Origin of the sequence: Intrasporangium sp. DVR (genome assembly GCF_040365325.1) — a bacterium.
In the GTDB taxonomy this organism is placed as follows: domain Bacteria; phylum Actinomycetota; class Actinomycetes; order Actinomycetales; family Dermatophilaceae; genus Intrasporangium.
In genome coordinates, this window is record NZ_BAABZW010000019.1 from 86,629 (window position 1) to 108,713 (window position 22,085).

Below are 22,085 nucleotides of genomic sequence, written 5' to 3' on the forward strand. Positions count from 1 at the left end.
CGGTCACCCTATCGGCGCCGTCCGTCGCGACCGCTGGCGCCGGATCCACAGCAGGCCGAGCACCGGCAGGATGAGCGGCACGTAGCCATAGCCCTGTCCGAAGTGCGACCAGACGGTCTTGTCGGGGAAGGCGCCCGGCTCGGCGTAGGAGATCGCACCCACGCCGACGACGCCCAGGAGCTCCACGATGATGGCCACGGAGGCGATCCGCACCCAGGTGCGGTCCCCACGCGCGAGGCCGATGGTCGCGACGATGTAGATGAGGGCAGCAAGCGCCGACAGGAGGTACGACACCGGAGCCCGGTCGAAGTACTCGACGATCTGGAGGACGCTGCGTCCCGTCGCGGCGAGGGCGAGCAGCCCGTAGAGGGCGACGATCAGCCGGCCCGGCCCACGGCCCGTGTGCTCCGCGTCGACCCGCTCAGGCATTGAGGCTCCAGATCTGCTGGATGCGGGCCAGCAGGATGGCGACGACGACCGCCCCGCCGAGCACGACGCCCATCGCCCACCGGGTCTTCTCCTTGATCGCGATGAAGACCGCGGCGGGCACGATGACCAGCACCGTGAAGAGGTAGGCGACGAACGTCGCGCGCTCGGAGCCGTCGACGATGGACCCTGACTGGGAGAGCCCGTAGACGAGCTGGACCACGAGACCGAGCTCGATCGCGGCTCCCACCAGGATGAGCGGGTCGTCGACGAGGCGCCGGCGGATGAGGTGGTGGGCGGCGACCAGTCCGAGCACTCCAGCAGCGACGAGGAGCATCACGGTCAGGGGGACGAGCACGCCGGAATCCTACGGGGCGGGCACCCGGAGTAACGAACCCGTGGCCCCAGCCGTAGATTTTCGCCTGACCGGTCCCTTGACGAAAGGCCTCCCGTGGTCGCGAACCGTCCGATCGCCCTGGATCGCGCCGCCGGCGTCCTGCTCGGCGGAGCGTGCGGCGACGCCCTCGGGGTGCCCTATGAGATGTCCGCCCCACCGGTCGGCGAGGCCGTCATGAAGGGCGGCGGCCTGGGCCCCTACGACCCCGGCGAGTGGAGCGACGACACCCAGATGACGCTGTGCGTGGCGGACGTCGCGGCCCGGGGAGTCGACCTCACCGGCGCCGACGCCCTCGATGCCGTGGCGGAGGCGTTCGCCGGTTGGCTTCTCGACGGCGCGACGGATGTCGGGGCGCAGACCCGCACGGTGCTCATGGACGCCGGGCACCTCGAGGGTCGCCCCCACGAGCGACTCGTCGCGGCCAGCCGCGCCCTGCACGACCGCACCGGCCTCACGGCCGGCAACGGGGCGCTGATGCGCACATCGGTCGTGGGGATCTGGAACGTCGGGGACCGGGTCGCGACCGCCCGGGCCGCACGGTCCATCGCACAGCTGACCCACGCCGACCCGCTGGCGGCGGACTCGTCGATCCTGTGGTCCGAGGCCATCCGGGTAGCCGTCACCGAGGGGCGCCTGGACCTCGCCTCCGGGCTCGACCTGGTCAGTCCGGACCACACCCGCCACTGGGCCGAGTGGATCGAGCAGGCCACCGGCGAGCACCCCGGCCGCTTCGTCAACAACGGCTACACCGTGACCGCGCTGCAAGCGGCCTGGGCTGCCATCACGACGACGGACCGGGGCGACCGTTCCCCCATGCACCTGCAGCGCGGGCTTCAGGCCGCGGTCCGAGCCGGCCACGACACCGACACCGTCGCTGCCATCGCCGGGTCGCTGCTCGGCGCTCGCTACGGCGCCTCGGGAGTCCCGACCCAGTGGCGCCGGATGGTCCACGGATGGCCCGGATACCGGGCCCACGACCTCGTCGAGATCGCCGTCTCCACCTGGTCCGGAGGCCGGGCCCCCGGGACCTGGCCGTCGGTGGCGACCATGGCCGACCCCACCGTGGCTCCGCTCGGCCTACCCCACCCCATCGACCCGGACATCGTGCTCGGGACCGTCAGCGACCTGGCGCGGACCCGCGAGCTCGGGGTCCAGGCCGTCGTCTCCCTCTGCCCGCTGGGCCTGGAGGACATCCCGGCCGCGGGCATCCCGCCCCGCGACCATCTGGAGGCGTGGCTCAACGAGGACGACTCCGAGGAGTCGAACCCCCATCTCGACTTCGTCCTCGATGACGTGTCCTCCGCGCTGCGCCAGTTCCGGGCCGAGGGCAAGCGGGTGCTCGTGCACTGCCGGGACGCGACACGGCGGACTCCCGCCGTCGCCCTGCGCTATGCGGTCGACCTCGGCGTGGCCCCGGAGCTGGCCGAGCGCTCCATCCGGCAGGCGATGTCGGGGATCCGGGCCGAGGGCCGCCTCTGGGAGGTCGCGGCGCACGGGGCGTGAGCCCGCTGGCCGTCCGCCGCGGAGCGGCAAAGACCAGCGACCGCCCCCAGGGAGAAGGGCGGTCGCGGTGAGCTGGCCCCGTCGGGCCAGAGCTCGTGGGTCAGCGCAGGATGCCGTTGCCGACCTTGCGTCCCCACCACTTGCCGACACCCCAGGTGTCGCCCGCGTACGTGGCGGCGACGACGATCAGGGCCAGAGCCTCGACCCAGTGGGAGTCGGTGATCGGGTTGGTGGCCCGCTCCTGGTAGAGCGGGAACTGAGCCAGGTACATGAAGAGCAGGAGCGCCGTGCCGGTCCAGGCGGCGATCTTGAGGCCTGCCCCCGCGAGGAGCGCGACGCCGATGCCGAGCAGGCCGGCCATGAACAGCCAGTCGGACCAGGGGCCGGCGATGTTGGCGAAGAACTGGCCGAACGGGTTGTCTCCCTCAGCGCCGCCCTTCATGAAGCCCTGCGCCGGCGTGCCGCCGTTGATCCAGGCGCGCTCGGAGGGGGTCGCGAAGCCGAGACCGAAGAGCTTGTCGACGAACGCCCACATGAACGTCCAGCCCATGACGATGCGAAGGACGGCGAGGAACCGGCGTGCCCACGCCGAGCGGACGATCTCTTCCTCGAAGGTGACGATGCCGTCAGCGGGGTGCTTCGTGTCAACGTCGTGGACTCGACTGACGTCGTCGTGGTGGATGGTGGCCATGGATCTCATCTCCAGCTGTGTAGGGGATCCGGCAGGGCCTTGTTGCTGTCGGTACTACCGAGTGTAGTAGTGAACCGCTCATATCATTCAAGACCGGACAGTGTGATCTAGCAGTCACTCCCGCGTCAGCCATACCGTGGGGCATGCCCCTCGCGACGTACAAGGACCTGTGCATCGACGCCTCCGACGCCCCCGCGCTCGCCGCCTTCTGGTCGCGCCTGCTCGGGTGGCCGGAGGATCGCCACGGGGACGGGCCGGTCTGCCTTCGCGACCGGGGGCGCGCCATGGTCTGGGTCAACCCCGTGCCCGAGCCGGTCACGGCAAAGAACCGGCTGCACATCGACGTCAACGCAGAGTCGCTAGAGCCTGCCCTCGCGGCCGGAGCACGGGTGGTCGACGACTCGCACCCCTGGACCGTCCTGAGCGACCCTGACGGACAGCTGTTCTGCCTCTTCCGGCGCGATCCCCCGATCGATCACCCCTTCTACGAACTCGGCTGGGACGTGACTGGCGGAGTGGCGGAGTGCCGTCGGCTGGCCGACTGGTGGGCCGGTGCGCTCGGTGCGACCGTCAACCACGACCCCGACATCAGCTGGGTTGCAGACATCAGGAATGCGCCTTTCCAGGCCATCGACTTCGCGCCCGTGCCCGAGGCCAAGGTGACGAAGAACCGCGTCCACATCGACGTGACCACCCCGGACGTGTCAGCCCTGCTCGCTGCCGGGGCCCGCCGCATCAGGGCCAAGGGCGACGGGATCGGCTGGGACGTTCTCGTCGACCCCGAGGGCAACGAGTTCTGCGCCTTCACGCCTGACTGAGCCCAGCGGCATACGACAGCGTCCGTCGACCGGCCGGGAGGCGCCGGTCAGCGGACCCCGGTGCGGATCATCCGCGGCACCTCGAACTCGCCAGGGAACTCAGCGAGCTCGCGCACCAGGTCGGCCAACGCGTCGATCGACCTCGACACCGCGCTGTAGGAGCCGTCAAGGCGGATCGGACGGCAGAGGATGCGCGTGCCGGCGTTGCGGATGACGATCTCGTTCTCCGGCGCACGGTCCGTGTTGCAGTGCACGAGAAGGCCCGTCGGCAAGCCCATCGCCGCCGTGTAGGCGACGAGGTTGAGGTAGTCGCGTGAGGCCAGGTAACCGTCGGCGCCCATGGAGTACGAGGCGTCGCCGACGATGACGACCTCGGCGCCGCGCCGGACGATGAGGTCGGGGGCCATGGTGAGAGCTCGCCCCTCGTCGAGCCAGACGTCCTCGTCCGCGTCGATCCGCAGCTCCGGAGCGAGCCGGTGATCGAGCTCCTGGACGATCCACCGGCGGAACAGGTCGTCCATGTCGACCATGAGGCTGTGGGCCAGCTGGTCGCCGGCCTCGTGGCTCAGCGACATCGCCTGCAAGACGAGGCGGGAGAGGCGCATGGCGTCGGCGTAGTGCTCGTTGAGCCGGGTCACCGGCACGGGGACCGCGTGCTTCGTCGCCGGCGTGTCACAGACCCCGTCGAACCGGCCGAGCACGCGCAACGCCTCACGACGCACCTCGGGAGCCAGCTGGGGCCAGGCGAGCATCGCCTGCAGGGTGCACCGGAACAGCTGGTTCTCGGGGATGTCCGACGTGAAGTCGTCGTAGCGGCACTGCGGCTCGGCCGCCGACCACGGACGCCGGGCGAACTCCTCGACGAGCAGACGCCCCCGGATCGTGCGCAGCTTCTCCTCCCGCCCGACGTAGCCGTGCACCAGTCCCCGCATCGTCGCGGCGTCGATGAGGCGGATCGCGAAGTAGGCGACACCGTCGATGAGCTCGTCGGTGTCCGACCAGGTCACCTGCTCGTGCTCGAACTGCTCCGGCGAGACACCGGCGCTCAGCATCGCGAAGAAGTTGGCGACCGAGACACGCGGCATGACACGCACGACGAGGCCAGGCACCGCCAGGGCGCCCACCCAGCTCGTCGCGCCGATCGTCACGACATCAGGGTCCGCGGTCGCGTGGATGACCAACCGCTCCCCCGCCGCTGCGACCAGGGCCGCCCGGGTCTCGCGGTCGAGCCGCACCGGCCCGGAGCGACCGTGCTCGGCGATCGGTGGCAGCTCGATCGTCACGACGCCGAGGTGGGGTGGGCAGCGGACGGGATGGCCAGGTCGAACTGGCCGTAGCGTGCCCTGACGTTCTCCCAGCGGAACTGGGCGAGCTCGTGCTCGCGGCCGTAGAGCTGGTCCTCGATGAACGGGTAGACGTTGTAGTCCCAGATCCGGCGCAGCGTCGACTCGTCTCCGTCGAGACCGGGCCGCATGAAGTAGGAGTGGCCGATCTGCAGGTGGGGTCCCCGCAGAGCGCGACGCAGGTCCTCGTTGACCCGGTCGACGAGGTCCGCGACCCACACGGGCCCGTCGTGCACCTCCAGCCAGCGCCGGAGCAACCCCTCCATCGGGCCGTCGTGCGGCATGAACGGCACGAAGTCGAAACGGCGCCGCAACGCCGCGTCGACGAGGGCGATCGAGCGGTCGGCAGTGTTCATCGTGCCGATGAAGTAGAGGTTGGGCGGCAGCTCGAACCCCTCGTCGGGGCGGTAGGACGTCTTGACGGAGTGGGAGCGGTACTCGAGCAGGAAGAGCAGCTCGCCGAAGACCCGAGGCAGGTTGGCTCGGTTGATCTCGTCGATGATCATGATGTGCGGCGTCAGCGGGTCCGCCTCCGCCGCCTCGGCGAGCAGCGCGAGAGGACCCTTGCGCAGCTCGTAGACCATCTGCCCCTGGTGGTCGATCTGCGGTCGGAAGCCCTCGAAGAAGTCCTCGTAGGAGCTGCTCGGGTGGAACTGGACGATGTCGCGCTTGGCCGGGTCGGGCTGGACCGCCTGGGCGAACCGCTGGGCGAGGTAGGTCTTGCCCGTGCCGGGTGGACCGTAGAAGATGACCTGCTTCTTCTCCTCGAGCAGGGAGCGGATCTCCCGGAGGAAGTCCTCCTCGATGAGCAGCTCCTTGGCCGCCTCGCCCAGGGCGTCGTGGTCGGGCATGAGGGCCTTGTCCGAGCGGCGCATGAGCCAGTAGGCCAGCTGCGCCTGGCCCCAGGGGTCGCCGGGGAGGAGCGGGTCGAGCACCTGGCGAAGGAGGGCGTTGGTCTCGACGTGCATGCGGCCTCGGGACTTGCCCTCGGTCCAGCGGGCCGGACCCCCGAGGCGGGCCAGCATCGCGATCTTGCCCGACTCGCCGGCCAGCGTGAACAACGGGAGCCAGTGCTCCGGGTGGGCGATGGCGAAGAGCTTCATGACGACGCTCTCGCTGAAGCCCTGGACCGGCAGGTCGTCCGTGCCGAGCACCGAGTTGATCCGCTCCTCGTCGCGCCCTTCCCCCCAGAGCAGCTCGCGGACCATGAGGCGCAGCTCGTCGATGCCGGCGGCGTCGAGCGCATTGATCGAGCTGATCAGCACCGACTGCGCACCGATGTCGCCGTAGCCACGGGTGGAGACGATCCGCTTGAACGTCGGCAGGTCGAACGTCTCCAGGCCTTCACGCGAGAGGGCGGCCGAGAAGACGCGGCGCTGCTCCTGGTGCCAGGCGTCGCGCTCGTTGGGGTAGGGCCGCTCGGCCTTGAAGATCTCGACCTCGGACTCGAGGTCGGCCATCGCGCTCAGCTCGAGGTTGGGGTCCTCGGGCCCCCCGCGCTGGCTGGACGAGATGAACCGCAGCAGCGGCGTGAGCGCCCGGGCCGTGGTGGCCACCTCGTCGGCGAAGTCGGCCCGGCCGAGGGCGCTGTCGTCCTTCCACCACTTGCCGACGAAGGTCTCGCCGCCCGGGTACTCCCGACCGACGGGCTCGATCAGGCCCTCGGCGGCCGGGCGTCCGGCGTCGTGGACCCGCAGGAAGGTGACGCCTCGGGGCAGGTGGCCCTGGAGCAGGGCGCCGACCTCGCGGTGCTGGTCGTCGCTCTCCCCCTCCCAGCCGCCGTGCAGCCCGAACGCGACCCCCGCGGGCGTGACCCACAGCCGGAAGCCCGGGGCGCCGGCACCACCGACGAGGATCCACGCGGCATAGAGGTCGGAGCGGTAGGGCGAGTCGTCGCTCGAGTGCTGCTGCAGCGCGAGGGTGGGCGCCTCGAGGTAGAGACCCGTCTCGGCGGACAGGCGCTCGATGAGGCTGTCGGAGAGATGGTCGGCCTCGCCGCGCAGCTGCCGGGCGAGGTCGGCGGCGCGTTCCTCGTGCTTGGGGTTGGCGTAGCCGGTGGCCGGGCGGTGCTCCGCCGCGAGCTCGGCGGCCTCGACGCAGACGTCGATCGCCTTCGGTGCGATCCCGACGAACGCCTCCGTCTCCTTGAACCACCAGAGGATGCGGGAGGCGTAGCGCGGGTCGTCGGGACGCAACGCCGTGCACAGGGCCGCGAAGGCGACGTAGCGCTCGGCGTGGGACAGGCCGCGCTCGAGCCAGCCGAGCCGCTGGAGCATGTGCGGGGCGTTCTCCCACATGAGTGGCCACTGGCCACCGTCGTCGGTCGACCAGAAGAGGGAGAGGACGTAGGCGGTGTGAGCCGGGCTCGGGCTGCGCTGGCCGCGCGAGCCCGACCGGGCCAGGAAGGCGTCGACCGCATGGAGCTTGTCGGCCGCGTCGTGCGGGGAGGCCGGGGTCTGGAGCGCCGTGGAGAGCAGCTCGATGACCTCCGCGTGCTCCTCCTCGCTGCGTCTCACGAGGGAGGCCACCCAGGGCCCGCCGATGGGACCGAAACCGACGTACGGACCGTCCTTGCGAGCCCAGTGGCCGAGAGACTCCTTGAACGCCATGAGGTCGCCCGAGGCGAGGAGGTCGGCGAGGATCTCTCGCAGCTCGCCGTTGCGCGCCGTGCGCTCCGCGTCCATCTCGGCGAACAGCGCCTTGGCGTCCTGGTCGGCCTCGGCTGCTCGCTCGATGAGCGCGTACTTCGCGCGCCAACGCTTGACGTCGACGCTGTCAGTACGTGTCATGGTGCTCCCTCGTACGCCCCGGGGGCTGGGGCGTTCTTGCTGCTGCACTCGTGGAGGTACGTGCAGGACCGCGGGCTAGGTTACCTGCCGGTCGTCCAGGGAGGAAACGAGGAAACGTCCCGTTTTGCCCATGGGCAGGACCGTCGAGGGCGCTCCGCTGCGACCCTCCGGACAATTCATCGAGTATGCCGCTGGGCCGGCTCGGCGGGGTGAGCGGGGTCCCCCTTCGGCTGGCTGGCCCCCGGTGGCCCCTCAGGGCCGACCGGGACGGGCACGGTGACCACCCATTCGAGCTCCGGGGCGTCGTCGGGGCCGGATCTGCGGCTGGTGTGGACAGCGGGTAGGTCGGCGGCCTGCGGCGCTGCGGCGGCCCGCGGCGCTGCGGCGGCCTGCGGTGCTGCGGCGGCCTGTGGCGCTGTCCTGGTCGGCCGGTCCGGATCCGATCGGTTCTGCGGGCCCGTGGAGGCACCTGAGGAGGCACCTGAGGAGACGACGCGCATCGAGGTGAACCAGGTGAGCAGGAAACCCGCGCACGCCGCGATGGCGACCAGCAGCCCCTTCACGGGTGAGCCCCCGATCCGGGCCCGGCTGGCCGGTGCGGGCGCTGGGGGGTGAGCCGGCGCACCGGCTCCCGTCCACCGATATGAGCAGCGAGCGCGAACGCACCCCAGGAGCCCACCACGAAGGCCACGACAGCCCACAGGAAGACGCTCGGGAAGCCCCCGGTCGCGTCTCGGCCGACGAGGCCGAGGGTCAGGGGCACGAGGAGAAGACCCAGCCACCAGGCCCAGCCCATCTCGGTCACCTCTCGGTCGCCCTGCTGCTCGCGGTCCACGCGTCCGCCGCTGTCGGCGGGGTCAGTCATGGGGTCCTCCCTCGCATCGGGCTCATCGGCACCCGACCGTACCTGCTCTGATGGGGGCGCGCTCGAGACGCCGCGCCTGGAGCCGTCCGTGAGGCCTCGGCGCTGGAGAGCCACCGCACGGCGTCAGCCCCACACCGCGCTTCGAGGCGTTCAGGCGGCCTCGCTGCCGGGCGTGGTGGCCAGCGTTGTCACGCCGCCCGGAACGGCCAGCGCCACGCCCAGCAGTCTGATCGGAGTGCCGCCGCTCGCGCTGACGGACGCCCGCCGCAGGGCCAGGTCATGGTCCGTGGCGCTCCCCGAGCCGGGGCGGGCAATGACGACCACGACTGCCGGGACGCCACTGCCGGCCGCGTCGGCCAGGGCGTCGGTCAGGTGCGACTCCGCCTCGACCGGAGGCGTGGCGGCGTTGACGCTCTCCATCGTCAGGGCCTGCATGAGCCGGCCATCGGCGTGGCACAGGAGCAGAGCGAGCCCGCCAACGGCGCGGACGGTGTCGGGGACGACGAGGTCCACCACCCCCTCGAAGAGGTCCGGATCGGTCATCGGCCGCTGAGCCCAGTCGGCGGGCAGCGTGCGAAAGGTCCCTCGGGCCGTCATGGGCGGCTCGGGCGGAGCACCGCCGGCCCGAGACCCTGGCGCCAGTTCCGGATACGGGCTCGTCGGCTCCCCTGTCGTCATGAACCGAGCATCGCCAGTCCCGCGGGAGCCTCGCAGGAGTTGTCCACAGCCCTGCTGCCCCGTCCCTCCCCTGAAGGGGCTCGGTGGGCCGGCACGCTTCACGGTGACCCGCAAACCTGTCCGCCGGGTGCCGCATCGACGTACGATCGAAGACCAGTCGGGCCGTTGTTCTGCATGGATAACCAGCGGCTCGATGCGGCCCGTAACCATGCAGGCCGACGACCTCTCGTCGGCCGGGTTGCGGCGCCCCCGGGGGCGCTCGGAGGAGGGGACATGGGGTCCTTCGGCGAGACACTTCCCGAGGGCGGCGGTCTTCCGATGGCGGCACCTGCCGCCATCGTCAACGGTCAGCCCCTCCCTCTCGACGGGGTGGCTCCGCACACCTCGGCGCTGGACTGGCTGCGAGAGCACGGGCTCACCGGGGCCAAGGAGGGGTGTGCCGAGGGCGAGTGCGGGGCGTGCGCGGTCCTGGTGGCCAGGCCCGTCATCGGCCCGTTTACCGATGACGGGCCCGCCGCCGGCGCCTCGTCGGTGCAGACCCAGTGGACGGCGATGACCGCGTGCCTCGTCGCCGCGGTCTCCCTCGACGGTCAGGAGATCGTCACCAGCGAGGGACTGGGCGCGCCCGACGCACTCCATCCCGTCCAGCATGAGATGGCGGTCAGGGGTGGCTCCCAGTGCGGATACTGCACACCCGGCTTCGTCTGCAGCATGGCGGCGGAGTACTACCGGGCTGACCGCCCCACCCACCGCGACCCCGACGGCCACGTCGTGGGACCCAACGGCTTCGACCTCGAGGCCCTCTCCGGCAACCTCTGCCGGTGCACGGGGTACCGACCGATCCGGGATGCCGCCTTCGCTGTGGGGACCCCGCCGCGGGAGGACCCGTTGGCGGTCCGCCGTCACCTGCGCGCGCCGGCCCCACGCGCAACCAGGATCACCGGGCCGAGGGGCACGTACGCCCGAGCGGTGGACCTCGCCGAGGCGCTCGACCTCCTTGCCGTCCACCCCGACGCAGTCGTCGTCTCGGGGGCCACCGACTGGGGGGTCGAGGTGAACCTGCGCAGCGCCCGTCCCAGCGTCGTCATCGGCATCGACCGGGTTCCCGAGCTGCGAGCCTGGCGCGTCGCGGAGGACCGGACCGAGCTGGGCGCCGGTCTGACGTTCTCGGAGATCGAGACGGCGCTCGGTGGACGGGTCCCCCTGCTCGCGGCGCTCATTCCCCAGTTCGCGTCGAGGCTGATCCGCAACAGCGCCACGATCGGCGGCAACCTCGCGACGGCGTCTCCGATCGGTGACGCGGCCCCCGTGCTCCTTGCCCTCGAGGCCAGGGTGGTCCTCGCCTCGCGCGGGGCGGAGCGCGAGGTCGCGCTCGCCGACTACTTCACCGGTTACCGCGAGACGGTCCGGCGCCGGGACGAGCTGATCCGATCCGTCCGGATCCCGATGCCCCTGAGCCCGGTCACCGGCTTCCACAAGATCGCCAAGCGCCGGTTCGACGACATCTCGAGCGTCGCCGTCGCGGTGGCCCTCGATGTCAGCGACGGCGTCGTCTCGCGAGCCCGGATCGGCCTGGGCGGGGTGGCGGCCACGCCCGTGCGGGCGCGCGCGACGGAGGCGGCGCTCGAGGGCCGGCCGTGGAACCGCGACACGGTCGCCGAGGCGGCGAGGGTCCTCAGCAGCGAGGGGACACCGATGGACGACCACCGGGCCAGCGCGGCGTACCGCAGGGCGATGCTCGGCACCGCGCTGCTCCGGCTCCACGCCGACGCCGCGACCCCCGGCCGACCGACGGGCAGGAGGGTGGAGGCATGAGCAGGCTCTCCGATCGGCCCGACGACCCCTCCGTCGGACTCGCCATCCCGCACGAGTCGGCCGCCCTCCACGTGACAGGGGCCGCGCTCTTCACGGACGATCTGACGGGGCGGTTCCCGGGCCTGCTCCACGCCCACCCCGTGCAGGCGCCGTACGCCCACGCCCGGATCACCCGCCTCGACCCGAGCCCTGCCCTGGCCGTTCCCGGCGTCGTCCGTGTCCTCACCGCGTCCGACGTCCCCGGCCTCAACGACTCCGGGGTCAAGGGGGACGAGCCGCTCTTCCCGGCCGAGGTGATGTACCACGGCCACGCCGTCTGCTGGGTCCTCGGCGAGAGTCTCGAGGCCGCCCGGATCGGGGCCGAGGCCATCGCAGCCGGTGGCGTGGACTACGACCCGCTGCCAGCCATGGTGACACTTCGTGACGCCATGGCGGCCGGGTCGTTCCAGGGCGCCGTCCTCCATGTCCGCCGTGGGGACGTCGAGGCCGAGCTCCAGCGATCCCGGCACGTCTTCACCGGAGAGGTCGAGTTCGCCGGCCAGGAGCACTTCTACCTCGAGACCCACGCCTCGATCGCCTTCGTGGACGAGGCCGGCCAGGTGTTCGTGCACAGCAGCACGCAGCACCCGAGCGAGACCCAGGGAATCGTCGCCCACGTCCTCGCCCTGCCCGACCATGCCGTGACAGTGCAGTGCATCCGGATGGGCGGTGGCTTCGGGGGCAAGGAGATGCAGCCGCACGGTTACGCGGCCGTCGCGGCGTTGGGTGCGACCCTCACGGGGCGACCGGTCCGGGTCCGGCTCACGCGACCCCAGGACATGACGATGACCGGCAAGCGCCACGGGTTCCACGCATCGTGGCGGGTCGGTTTCGGCGCCGACGGACGCCTGACCGCTCTCGACGCCACCCTGACATCGGACGGCGGCTGGAGCCTCGATCTCTCGGAGGCCGTCCTGGCTCGTGCGCTGTGCCACGTCGACAACGCCTACTTCATCCCCCACGTCAGTGTCCGCGGTCGGATCGCCAGGACACACAAGACCTCCCAGACCGCGTTCCGCGGGTTCGGCGGGCCGCAGGGCATGTTCGTCATCGAGGACATCCTGGGCCGCTGCGCACCCCACCTCGGGCTCGACCCCGAGGTGCTGCGCCGCCGGAACACCTACACGAGGGGCCAGACGACCCCGTACGGACAGGAGGTCCGCCACCCGGACCGCCTCGTCCGGGCGTGGGACACCCTTGCCGAGAAGGCCGGGCTCGAGACGCGCCGGGCAGCCATCACGGCCTTCAACGAAACCCACGAGAACACCAAGCGCGCCCTGGCGGTGACCCCGGTGAAGTTCGGGATCTCGTTCAACTTCACGCCGCTCAACCAGGCCGGTGCGCTCGTCCACGTCTACAAGGACGGCTCGGTCCTCATCAACCACGGCGGCACCGAGATGGGCCAGGGCCTGCACACCAAGATGATCCAGGTGGCCGCAACCGCGCTGGGCGTTCCGCTCTCGCGCGTCCGCCTCGCCCCGACCCGGACCGACAAGGTGCCCAACACCTCGGCCACCGCGGCGAGCTCCGGCGCCGACCTCAACGGGGGCGCCGTCAAGGACGCGTGCGAGCAGATCCGCGCCCGTCTCGCGCACGTCGACGGCGGCTCCGGGCTGGCCTGGGAGAAGCTGGTCGCCAAGGCGTACCTTGAGCGGGTCCAGCTCTGGGCCGCCGGCTACTACCGGACCGAGGGCCTCGAGTGGGACGTGACGACGATGCACGGCTCGCCGTTCAAGTACTTCGCCTACGGCGTGGCGGCGGCCGAGGTGGAGGTCGACGGCTTCACCGGCAGCTACCGGACCCGCCGCGTCGACATCGTCCACGACGTCGGGGACAGCCTCAGCCCCGTCATGGACATCGGCCAGATCGAGGGGGCGTTCGTGCAAGGGGCCGGGTGGCTGACTCTCGAGGACCTGCGTTGGGACGAGGGCGACGGCCCGACGCGCGGCCGGATCACCACCCAGGCGGCCAGCACCTACAAGCTCCCCTCCCTCTCCGAGCTGCCGGACGTCTTCACCGTCACCCTCCTCGACCACGCCCACGAGGACGGCGCCGTCTATGGCTCCAAGGCGGTCGGCGAGCCGCCCCTCATGCTCGCCTTCTCGGTCCGCGAGGCGCTCCGTCAGGCCGCGGCAGCCTTCGGGCCACCCGGCGTCACGATCGACCTCGCCTCCCCCGCTACGCCGGAGGCCGTCTACTGGGCCATCGAGCTGGCGAGGAGTGCCGCGCAGCCAGGCGCCCCCGCGCCCTCGATGTCGTATGCCGCCGGGCTCACTCCCAGCGACGGCTCGCCAGGTGCCCCGGCTGTCCCCGACGCGGTGACGACGTGAGCTGGCTCCGGGCCGTCGAGCACCTTCGCGCCGCGCGACGGCCTGGGGTCCTCGTCACGCTCACGACGGTCCGTGGACATGCGCCCCGTGAGGCGGGCGCCAAGATGGTCGTGGCCGACGACGCCACGTGGGGCACGATCGGCGGCGGCAACCTCGAGGCCACCGCAGTCAGCCGGGCCCGAGGGCTCATCGCAGCGGCGAGCCACGCCCCCGAGACCATCACGATCAGCCTGAGCGACAAGGCTTTCAGCGAGCACGGTCAGCAGTGCTGCGGGGGCGAGGTCGTCGTCCTGCTCGAGCCTCTCGCGGTCGTGCCCTCGGTCGCCGTCTTCGGGCTGGGACAGGTCGGGCTCGAGCTGGCGCGGATCCTCGCGCGCCGCGACATCGATCTCCACCTCGTCGACTCCCGGGCAGACCTCGTCGATCCGGAGCGGTTGCGTCCCCTGGACGACGCTGTGGCGCGCGTCCGGGTCCACCACGCGCCGGTGCCCGAGCTCGTCCTCGGGCAGGTCCCGGCCGGCACGCACGTGCTGATCATGACCCACGACCACGCCGAGGACGCCGCGCTCTGCGACGTGGCCCTCCGATGCCGCCACCTCGGGTCGATCGGGCTCATCGGATCCTCGTCGAAGTGGCGCCGCTTCGAGAGCACGCTCGCTCGCGAAGGGCACTCGCCCGACGCGATCGCACGGATCATCACGCCCATCGGCCTTCCGGACCTGCGCGGCAAGGACCCGTCCACGGTGGCGATCGGCGTGGCCGCAACCCTGGTCCGCGCCCTCGAGGCAGAGTCAGTTCGCCGGACACGTGCGGACTCCGTGGAGCGGCGGTGACGATCTACCGAGGGACGGTTCTCGACACGCCGGACGACGCAGCCATCGGCGCGGTTCGGCTCCGGGCGCAGACCGACGCCGCCCTGGTCGTGGATGACGAGGGCCGGATCGCCGCACGCGGCCCCTTCGGGGACATCGTGGACGGCGGGGCGGGTGGCGCCGAGCACGAGGTGATCGACCTGCGTGAAGGCCTGGTCCTGCCGGGGTTCGTCGATGCCCACGTCCACTTCCCGCAGGTTCGCGTCCTGGGCGCACTCGGGATGCCGTTGCTCCAGTGGCTCCGGGAATGCGCCCTCCCCGAAGAGGCCCGGCTCGAGTCGGTCGACTACGCCCGCGCCGTCGCCGATGAGTTCGTGCACGGCCTCGTCTCGGCCGGCACGACGACTGCCTTGGTCTTCGGGTCGCACTTCGCCGGAGCGATGAACGTCTTCTTCGAGAGGGCTGCGGCCACCGGCCTTCGAGTCGCAGCCGGCCTGGTCGCGAGCGACCGGGGCTTGCCTGAGCCGCTGCTCACCACCCCGGACCGGTTCTACGAGGAGTCCATGGCGCTGGGCCGGCGGTGGCACCACGTCGGGCGCACCCGCTACGCCGTCACGCCCCGCTTCTCCTACTCCGCGAGCGAACCGATGCTCGAGGCCTGCGCGGCGGTGCTCAAGGACCTCGGTGGCAGCCTCTTCACGTCGCACGTCAACGAGAACGTCGCTGAGGTGGCTGCCGTGGCCGAGCTCTTCGCCGGGTCCGAGCACTACGTCGACACCTACGACCGCCACGGACTCGTCGGCCCGGCGACGGTCCTCGCGCACAACGTGCATGCCACCGCCCCGGAGCTCACCCTGCTGGCCGCCCAGGGCGCTGCGGTGGCCCACTGTCCCTCGAGCAACGCGGCCCTCGGCAGCGGCCTGTTCCCCCTGAGACGCCATGTCGAGCACGGCGTTCGGGTCGCCCTCGGCTCGGACGTCGGCGCGGGCACCGGCTTCTCCATGGTCAAGGAGTCGTTGCAGGCCTACCTCATGCAGCGGCTTCTCGGAGCCGACGGTCTCCCCCTGACGGCACCTGACCTGCTCCACCTCGCGACGCGGTCCGGGGCGGAGGCCCTCGGACTCGGTGATGACGTGGGAGATCTCACCGTCGGCAAGCAGTTCGATGCCGTCTGGATCCGTCCGCAGCACCACCAGCCCCTCGGCATCGGACTGCGGCACGCCACGTCACCCGAGGACGCGCTCGCCAGGACGTTCACGTTGGCCGCACCAGCCGACATCGCCGGGGTCTGGGTCGGCGGCGAGCGCATCCACTCGACCTGACCGTCCCTCACCTCACCGTCGAGTGGCCCGGCTATCCCCATGCTCACCGTCGAGTGGCCCCGCTATCACCATGCTCACCGTCGAGTGGCCCCGCCGTGCACAGGCCTGCCCGCCAAGGGGTGTGGGTAGCGGGGCCACTCGAGGGTGGGGGGTGTGGGAACCGGGGCCACTCGAGGGAACGCGCGACGCCTACATCGGCGGGGTGTACCTGCCGTCCACCGCGGTCCAGCCACCGTCGACGAAGAGCTGGGTGCCGGTGACGAACGACGCAGCGTCGGACGCCAGGTAGACGACGGCCCCCGCGAGCTCGTCCGGCCGCGACCACCGGCCGAGGGCGCTCTTGGCCGCATAGGCATCGGCCCACTCCGGCACCGCGCGGATCGGAGCCGTCAGCGGCGTCTCGACGACGCCGGGTGCGATGGCATTGACTCGCACTCCACGCGGCCCGAGCTCGGCGGCCGCAGTGCGGAGCAGCTGCACGAGGCCGGCCTTCGTCGCGGCGTAGACGCCCTGCCCGGGCTCGACGGTGACGGACCGGATCGAGCTGAACGCGATGATGCTGCCCCGACCCCGGGCTGACATTCCGGGTCCGAAGGCACGGATGAGACGGAAGATCGCCCGCAGGTTGAGATCGACCACTCGGTCGAACTCCTCGTCGGAGTAGTCGAGCAGCTTCTTGCGCACGTTCGTGGCCGCGGTGTCGACGAGGACGTCGACCGCGCCGAGCTCATCCGCGGCGCGCCGGACCGCGGCGCCGTCGAGGACGTCGAGGCGGTAGGCAGTCAGAGCCTCACCGAGGCGGGCCGTCGCCTCGGCTGCGTCCAGGTCCCGGTCCGCACAGACGACCTGGGCGCCGTGCGTCGCGAGCGCGAGCGCGCTCTCGCGCCCGATGCCGCTGCCGGCCCCGACGACGACGGCGCGACGCCCGTCGAGCCGGAACAGCTGCGAGTAGTCCACGCGCGCAGGCCGGTCAGGGGCCGGGGAGGCTGTCATGACCGGCTCCGCGCGCTCGGCCGGACGATCGCCATCCGCGTCACCGTCAGCTCCTCGATGGCGAACCGGGGGCCCTCCCGGCCCACGCCGGAGTCCTTCACACCGCCGTACGGCATGACGTCGGAACGGTAGCCCGGGACCTCGTTGACGACCACGCCACCGGTCTCGATGCGGTGGATGGCGCGGAAGGCCGTCTCGAGCGAGGCGGTGAAGATGCTGGCGTGCAGTCCGTAGCGGGAACGGTTGACGACGTCGAAGGCCTCGTCGAGGGACGCCACCGACCGCACGGCCACCACCGGGCCGAAGACCTCCTCGTCCCAGGCCAGCTCGCCGTCGGGCACGTCGAGCAGCACGGTGGGCTGCAGGACACCGCCCCTCACCTCGCCGCCCTGGACCAGCGTCGCACCGGCGGACACCGCCGACTCCACCCAGGCGCGCACCCGACCGGTGGACCGCTCGTCGATGAGCGCCGACACCCTCGTCTCGGGCGCGCGGGGGTCCCCGACCACGACGGCGGCCATCCGCCGCTCGAGTGCGGCGACGAAGACATCGCGAACACCCTCCACCACGACGACACGCTGCACCGAGATGCACGCCTGCCCCGAGGCGTAGTACCCACCACGCACCACCGCATCGGCGGCTGCCTCGACGTCCGCGTCGGCGGCGACGACCAGCGCGGAGTTCGATCCCAGCTCCAGGAGGACCTTCGTCGGGGCGGCATCCTTGGCGATCTGGTGCCCGACAGCGGCTGACCCGGTGAACGACACGGCCCCCACCCGCGGGTCGGTCGTGAGCGCCACGCCGACGTCGACGCCCCCCGTGACGAGCTGGACCAGCCCCCGTGGAGCACCAGCCGAGGCGAGCGCCTCGCGGACGAGATGGACGAGCCAGAGGGTCGCGAGAGGCGTCTGCGGAGCGGGCTTGACCACGACCGGGCATCCGGCCGCGAGCGCCGGTGCGAGCTTGTGCGAGGCGAGCAGCAACGGATAGTTGTAGCCCGCGATCCCCACGACGACCCCGATCGGCTTCCGGACCCAGAACCCGAACAGGCCCTCACCGCTCGGCAGCAGGTCCAAGGGGACCGTCTCACCGTGGAGTCGGGCGACCTCCTCCGCCGCCGTCGTCAGGGTGAGCAGGGTGCGGTCGACCTCCACCCGACAGTCGACCAGGGGCTTGCCGGTCTCGAGGACGAGCAGCTGCTCGAACTGCCCGCGGCGTGCGGCCACCTCGCTCGCGGTCTCGACGAGTGCTGCGCGACGGACGTGGGACGGGAGGGAGGCAGCCCGCTCACGCAACCCAGCGGCATACGAGATGGCTCTGGTGGCAAGCTCGCTGGATCCGCGAGGTGCGTCGGCGACCAGCTCCCCGGTGAAGGGGAAGCGCACCTGGTCCGTCGCTGGGACAGGCACCCACTCGTCCCCGATCGGAAGTCCTGCGGGATGGGTGAGGACATGGAGTCCGGTCATGAGCCACCTCCGACGAGCTCTGCGGTGCCGCCGCCACGCAGGGCCCGGCGCATGGTCGGCGCCGCGCGCAGCAGCTGCTTCGTGTATGGGTCCTGCGGGTCGTCATAGACCTGCGTCGTCGGGCCGAGCTCGACGACCTCGCCGGCGCACATCACGGCGACGCGGTCACAGATGTGCCGCACGACGGACAGGTCGTGCGACACGAAGACCAGGGTCAGCCCGAGGTGGTCGACGAGCTCGGTGACGAGGTTGAGCACCTGGGCCCGCACCGACACGTCGAGGGCGCTCACGGGCTCGTCGGCCAGGAGGATCGAGGGTCGCGGGGCGAGCGCGCGAGCGATCGAGATCCGCTGCCGCTGGCCCCCCGAGAACTGGTGGGGGAACCGGTCGGCCGCCTGCCCCGACAGTCCCACCGCCTCGAGCAGCTCGAGCACCCGGGCGTCACGAGCATCCCGGTCACCCCCGGCTTCATCACCCTGGGCGACGAGCGGCTCAGCGATGATGTCGCGCACGCGCATCCGAGGATCCAGCGAGCCCATGGGGTCCTGGAAGACGACCTGCAGCTGGGAGCGCACGAAGCCGAGGTCGCGCTCGCGGCGACCCGTGATGTCCATACCCTCGATGAGGATCTGGCCGCTCGTCGGTCGGTCGAGGGCGGCGATGAGGCGAAGCAGCGTCGACTTGCCCGACCCGGACTCGCCGACGATGCCGAAGCGCTCGCCACGGCGCACGTCGAAGCTCACCCCCCTCACCGCCTCGACATGAGGACCCTTGCGCAGCAAGGAGGTCCGCGGGCGCCGGAAATGACGAACGACGTCTCGCACGACGATGGACGCGCTCATCGCCCTCCTCCAGCCGGGTGGACGCAGGCGTAGCCGTGGGCGGTCCGCTCGCTCGTCCACGGCGGCACCACGGCGCACTCCGCCGTGGCGTGGGCGCACCGGGTCCGGAACACGCAGCCCTCCGGGAAGGCGCCAGCGGGCGGGACCGAGCCGGGGATCGTCTCGAGCGGCTTGCCCGGCAGCGTGCCCTCGAGGTCCGAGGCCCCGAGCAGGCCCTCGGTGTAGCGGTGCCGCGGCCGGGTGAACACCTCCGCCACCGGACCCGCCTCGACGATGCGGCCGCCGTACATGACCAGGACCCGCTCGCAGACCGTCGCCACGACCGGCAGGTCGTGGGTGATGAAGAGCATCGCCGCGTTGCGGGCCTCGACGCCGCGGACGATCAGGTCCAGCACCTTGGCCTGGACCGTCACGTCGAGGGCCGTGGTCGGCTCGTCGCAGACGAGCAGCGCCGGGTCGTTCGCCAAGGCGATCGCCACCACGACGCGTTGGCGCTGGCCCCCGGAGAGCTGGTGCGGGTAGGCGCGCGCGATCTCCGTGGGCGCCGGGAGCCCCACGTGGTCGAGGAGGGTGGCGACCCGCTCACGGACCGCGCCGCGCGCAGCACCCGGCCTCCCGCGCCGGCCGGCGTGGATGAGGATCGTCTCGGCGACCTGGGCTCCGACGCGCATCGTCGGGTTGAGGGCGGTCATCGGCTCCTGGAAGACCATGGACACGTCGTTGCCGCGCACGGCCGCCATGGCGCGCTCGCCCGCTCCCACGACGTCGTGCTCCACTCCCGCGAGGCGCACCGACCCGCTGACGCGCGCCCCCTCGGGCAGCAGGCCCAGCAGGGCCAGGCTCGTCAGGGACTTGCCCGAGCCGGACTCCCCGATGAGCCCGACCCGCTCACCGCGCCCGATGGAGAACGTCAGGTCGTGGAGCAGGTCGTGCCGGCCGATGCTGACCGACAGACCGCGGACGTCGAGCACGGCCTGCTCGGCGCTCACCGTCGCGGGACGGGCGGCGACCGGCCGGGCACTCATCGGCGGTCCTCCAGCCGGGGGTCGTAGCGATCGCGGAGCCCGTCTCCGAGCAGGTTGAAGCCGAGCACCGCCAGCGCGATGGCCAGGCCTGGCACGAACGCGAGCCGCGGCGCCGAGAAGAGCAGCTCCTGGCTCTCCTGGAGCATCCGCCCCCAGCTCGGCGTCGGCGGCGGCGTGCCGTAGCCGAGGAAGGAGAGGGCGGCCTCGGCGAGCACCGCGATGGCGAAGGCGACCGACGCCTGGACGATGACGAGGCTGCTGACGTTGGGCAGGACGTGCCGCAGCCCGATCCCCCACGGGCTCCGGCCGGCTGCTCTGGCCGCGAGGATGTACTCGGTGCTCAGCACCTGCAGGGCACCACTGCGCACGATGCGCGCGAACGTCGGGACCGTCGCGATCCCGATGGCGATCATCGCGACCAGGGTGCTGCCGCCGTAGACGGCGCTGAACATGATGGCGAGCAGCAGCGCGGGGAAGGCGAGGAGCAGGTCCATCCCCCGCATGACCGTCTCGCCGATCGCCCGTGGCGCCATCGCGGCGACGACGCCGAGCGGAACCCCCAGCAGGCCGGCCACGCCGACGGCGACCACGCCGACGAACAGCGTGGTCCGAGCCCCGACGAGGATCTGGCTGAGGACGTCGCGGCCGAACTTGTCGGTGCCGAGCCAGTGCTGTGGGTCGCCGACGTCGCGCAGGCGGGCGCCGGCGTTGACGAGGGTCGGGTCGTGCGGCGTCCAGACGAACGACACGAGGGCCATGAGCACCACGGCTCCGACGATGACTGCGCCGACCACGAGGCTCGGCCCGGGCGGTCGTCGCACCGGAGGCTGCCCGGCGACCTGGACGGCGGCGACCTCACCCGGCTGGGGTAGGCGCTCGGCCGGCGCGGCCGAGCCGAGGGGATCGCCCGGGCCGACAGGGCCGAGGGGGTCGAGGGGGTCGAGGGGGTCGGGCGGCCGCGGGGTCATGAGTGGCTCACTCGGAGGCGCGGGTCGATCGCGAGGTAGAGGACGTCGACGAGGAAGTTGACCAGCAGAACGGCGAAGACGAGGAGCATGACGATGTCCTGGACGAAGACCAGGTCGCGGTTGGACACCTGGTCGAGGAGCAGGCTCCCGAGGCCGGGGATGACGAAGACCCGTTCGACGACGACCGCACCGATCAACAGGGTGGACAGCTGCAGGGCGAGGACCGTGACGACGGGGATGGCGGCGTTGCGGAACCCGTGGCGCCACAGCGCACGGAACGGCCCGAGACCCTTGGCCCGGGCCGTGCGGATGTAGTCCTCGCGCTGGACGTCGAGGATGGCGCTGCGGACGTAGCGGGTCAGCACCGCGCCCTGGACGAGGCCGAGGGAGAGGACCGGCAGCACGAGCTGTCGCAGGAACTGCACAGGGTCCTCGTTCGGCGGCGTCCAGCCGTTGGCCGGGAGCCAGCCCAGCCGCACGGCGAACACGGTGATGAGCAGGATGCCGGCGAGGAAGGCCGGGACCGCGACCCCGACCTGGGACACGGCCGACAGGACGAGCCCGCTCACGTGCCGGCGTCGCACCGCCATGAGCGTGCCCAGCGGCACGGCGATCACCACTGCGACAACCATCGCGCAGACCACGAGCCAGAGAGTCACCTGCAGCCGGTCGAGGATCTGCGGGGCGATCTCCACCTTGGAGACGTAGCTTCGCCCGAGGTCGAACCGCACCAGCCCCGAGAGCCAGGCCAGGTACTGCTCGACGAGCGGCCGGTCGAGTCCGAACTCCGTGCGCAACCGGGCGACCGCGTCCTCCGAGGCGTTGACGCCGAGGGCGACGCGCGCCGGGTCGCCCGGCAGCAGCACCATGAAGCCGAAGACGAGGACGGAGCTGACCACGAGGCTCGCGACGAGGATCGCGGTCCTGCGGACGAGGTGCAGCAGCATGGTCCCGTCCGACGTC

20 protein-coding genes are annotated in these 22,085 nt (G+C 71.7%); 6 read left to right on the forward strand and 14 right to left on the reverse strand.

Features of this window, described 5'->3' with window-relative positions; genetic code table 11:
• Nucleotides 1–3: 3 nt before the first annotated feature.
• Both ABWV20_RS14385 and ABWV20_RS14390 read right to left on the reverse strand, forming a co-directional pair.
• Nucleotides 4–429, reverse strand: a complete 426-nt coding sequence (locus ABWV20_RS14385; RefSeq protein ID WP_353356215.1) for a hypothetical protein — start codon at nucleotides 427–429, stop codon at nucleotides 4–6.
• The gene (locus ABWV20_RS14390; protein WP_353356217.1) at nucleotides 422–784 is read right to left on the reverse strand and encodes a hypothetical protein; all 363 of its coding nucleotides are present in this window, start codon (nucleotides 782–784) and stop codon (nucleotides 422–424) included. Before ABWV20_RS14390 ends, ABWV20_RS14385 begins: the two co-directional genes overlap by 8 nt.
• Nucleotides 785–877: 93 nt before the next feature.
• On the opposite strand from ABWV20_RS14390, the gene ABWV20_RS14395 reads away from it, so the two are divergent.
• Nucleotides 878–2,326 (forward strand): ADP-ribosylglycohydrolase family protein, encoded by a 1,449-nt coding sequence (locus tag ABWV20_RS14395; protein WP_353356219.1) that lies wholly within the window; start codon nucleotides 878–880, stop codon nucleotides 2,324–2,326.
• Between the two features lie 100 nt (nucleotides 2,327–2,426).
• Here the strand turns inward: ABWV20_RS14395 and ABWV20_RS14400 are convergent, their stop codons facing one another.
• A complete protein-coding gene (locus tag ABWV20_RS14400) occupies nucleotides 2,427–3,017 on the reverse strand; it encodes a DoxX family protein (protein ID WP_353356221.1) in 591 nt (196 codons plus the stop codon).
• A 143-nt stretch (nucleotides 3,018–3,160) separates the two neighbouring features.
• Between ABWV20_RS14400 and ABWV20_RS14405 the strand changes: the two genes are divergently transcribed.
• Nucleotides 3,161–3,835 (forward strand): VOC family protein, encoded by a 675-nt coding sequence (locus ABWV20_RS14405; RefSeq protein WP_353356223.1) that lies wholly within the window; start codon nucleotides 3,161–3,163, stop codon nucleotides 3,833–3,835.
• Between the two features lie 47 nt (nucleotides 3,836–3,882).
• Here ABWV20_RS14405 and ABWV20_RS14410 read toward each other — a convergent pair whose 3' ends face one another.
• The 5 genes from ABWV20_RS14410 to ABWV20_RS14430 form a co-directional block, all read right to left on the reverse strand.
• On the reverse strand, nucleotides 3,883–5,118 hold the full coding sequence (locus ABWV20_RS14410; protein ID WP_353356225.1) for an McrC family protein: 1,236 nt from the start codon (nucleotides 5,116–5,118) through the stop codon (nucleotides 3,883–3,885).
• On the reverse strand, nucleotides 5,115–7,967 hold the full coding sequence (locus ABWV20_RS14415) for an McrB family protein (protein WP_353356227.1): 2,853 nt from the start codon (nucleotides 7,965–7,967) through the stop codon (nucleotides 5,115–5,117). The genes ABWV20_RS14410 and ABWV20_RS14415 overlap by 4 nt, the downstream gene beginning before the upstream one ends.
• 176 nt (nucleotides 7,968–8,143) lie before the next feature.
• Entirely contained in the window at nucleotides 8,144–8,530 is a 387-nt protein-coding gene (locus ABWV20_RS14420; RefSeq protein ID WP_353356229.1) for a hypothetical protein, read from the reverse strand.
• Entirely contained in the window at nucleotides 8,527–8,832 is a 306-nt protein-coding gene (locus ABWV20_RS14425) for a hypothetical protein (protein WP_353356231.1), read from the reverse strand. Before ABWV20_RS14425 ends, ABWV20_RS14420 begins: the two co-directional genes overlap by 4 nt.
• 150 nt (nucleotides 8,833–8,982) lie before the next feature.
• Entirely contained in the window at nucleotides 8,983–9,375 is a 393-nt protein-coding gene (locus ABWV20_RS14430) for a hypothetical protein (protein WP_353356233.1), read from the reverse strand.
• 453 nt (nucleotides 9,376–9,828) lie between these two features.
• On the opposite strand from ABWV20_RS14430, the gene ABWV20_RS14435 reads away from it, so the two are divergent.
• Genes ABWV20_RS14435 through ABWV20_RS14450 form a run of 4 tightly spaced genes read left to right on the forward strand, consistent with a single transcriptional unit; the run spans nucleotide 9,829 to nucleotide 15,828 of the window.
• Entirely contained in the window at nucleotides 9,829–11,325 is a 1,497-nt protein-coding gene (locus ABWV20_RS14435) for a xanthine dehydrogenase small subunit (protein WP_353356732.1), read from the forward strand.
• On the forward strand, nucleotides 11,322–13,694 hold the full coding sequence (gene xdhB, locus ABWV20_RS14440) for a xanthine dehydrogenase molybdopterin binding subunit (RefSeq protein WP_353356235.1): 2,373 nt from the start codon (nucleotides 11,322–11,324) through the stop codon (nucleotides 13,692–13,694). The genes ABWV20_RS14435 and xdhB overlap by 4 nt, the downstream gene beginning before the upstream one ends.
• Nucleotides 13,691–14,527: a xanthine dehydrogenase accessory protein XdhC gene (xdhC, locus tag ABWV20_RS14445; RefSeq protein WP_353356237.1), complete on the forward strand. Its 837-nt coding sequence runs from the start codon at nucleotides 13,691–13,693 to the stop codon at nucleotides 14,525–14,527. The genes xdhB and xdhC overlap by 4 nt, the downstream gene beginning before the upstream one ends.
• Nucleotides 14,524–15,828 carry a guanine deaminase gene (locus ABWV20_RS14450; RefSeq protein WP_353356239.1) on the forward strand — a complete coding sequence of 435 codons (1,305 nt, stop codon included), beginning with the start codon at nucleotides 14,524–14,526 and terminating at the stop codon, nucleotides 15,826–15,828. The genes xdhC and ABWV20_RS14450 overlap by 4 nt, the downstream gene beginning before the upstream one ends.
• A gap of 189 nt (nucleotides 15,829–16,017) precedes the next feature.
• Here ABWV20_RS14450 and ABWV20_RS14455 read toward each other — a convergent pair whose 3' ends face one another.
• From ABWV20_RS14455 to ABWV20_RS14480, 6 genes are read right to left on the reverse strand one after another with little or no spacing between them, the layout of a single operon-like run.
• The gene (locus ABWV20_RS14455; RefSeq protein WP_353356241.1) at nucleotides 16,018–16,821 is read right to left on the reverse strand and encodes an SDR family NAD(P)-dependent oxidoreductase; all 804 of its coding nucleotides are present in this window, start codon (nucleotides 16,819–16,821) and stop codon (nucleotides 16,018–16,020) included.
• Nucleotides 16,818–18,287 carry an aldehyde dehydrogenase family protein gene (locus ABWV20_RS14460; RefSeq protein ID WP_353356244.1) on the reverse strand — a complete coding sequence of 490 codons (1,470 nt, stop codon included), beginning with the start codon at nucleotides 18,285–18,287 and terminating at the stop codon, nucleotides 16,818–16,820. The genes ABWV20_RS14455 and ABWV20_RS14460 overlap by 4 nt, the downstream gene beginning before the upstream one ends.
• Nucleotides 18,284–19,129, reverse strand: a complete 846-nt coding sequence (locus ABWV20_RS14465) for an ATP-binding cassette domain-containing protein (protein WP_353356246.1) — start codon at nucleotides 19,127–19,129, stop codon at nucleotides 18,284–18,286. Before ABWV20_RS14465 ends, ABWV20_RS14460 begins: the two co-directional genes overlap by 4 nt.
• Complete coding sequence (locus ABWV20_RS14470) at nucleotides 19,126–20,154, reverse strand: ABC transporter ATP-binding protein (RefSeq protein ID WP_353356248.1); 1,029 nt, start codon at nucleotides 20,152–20,154, stop codon at nucleotides 19,126–19,128. Before ABWV20_RS14470 ends, ABWV20_RS14465 begins: the two co-directional genes overlap by 4 nt.
• Entirely contained in the window at nucleotides 20,151–21,122 is a 972-nt protein-coding gene (locus ABWV20_RS14475) for an ABC transporter permease (RefSeq protein ID WP_502901792.1), read from the reverse strand. Before ABWV20_RS14475 ends, ABWV20_RS14470 begins: the two co-directional genes overlap by 4 nt.
• Entirely contained in the window at nucleotides 21,119–22,069 is a 951-nt protein-coding gene (locus ABWV20_RS14480; RefSeq protein WP_353356250.1) for an ABC transporter permease, read from the reverse strand. Before ABWV20_RS14480 ends, ABWV20_RS14475 begins: the two co-directional genes overlap by 4 nt.
• Nucleotides 22,070–22,085: the final 16 nt, after the last annotated feature.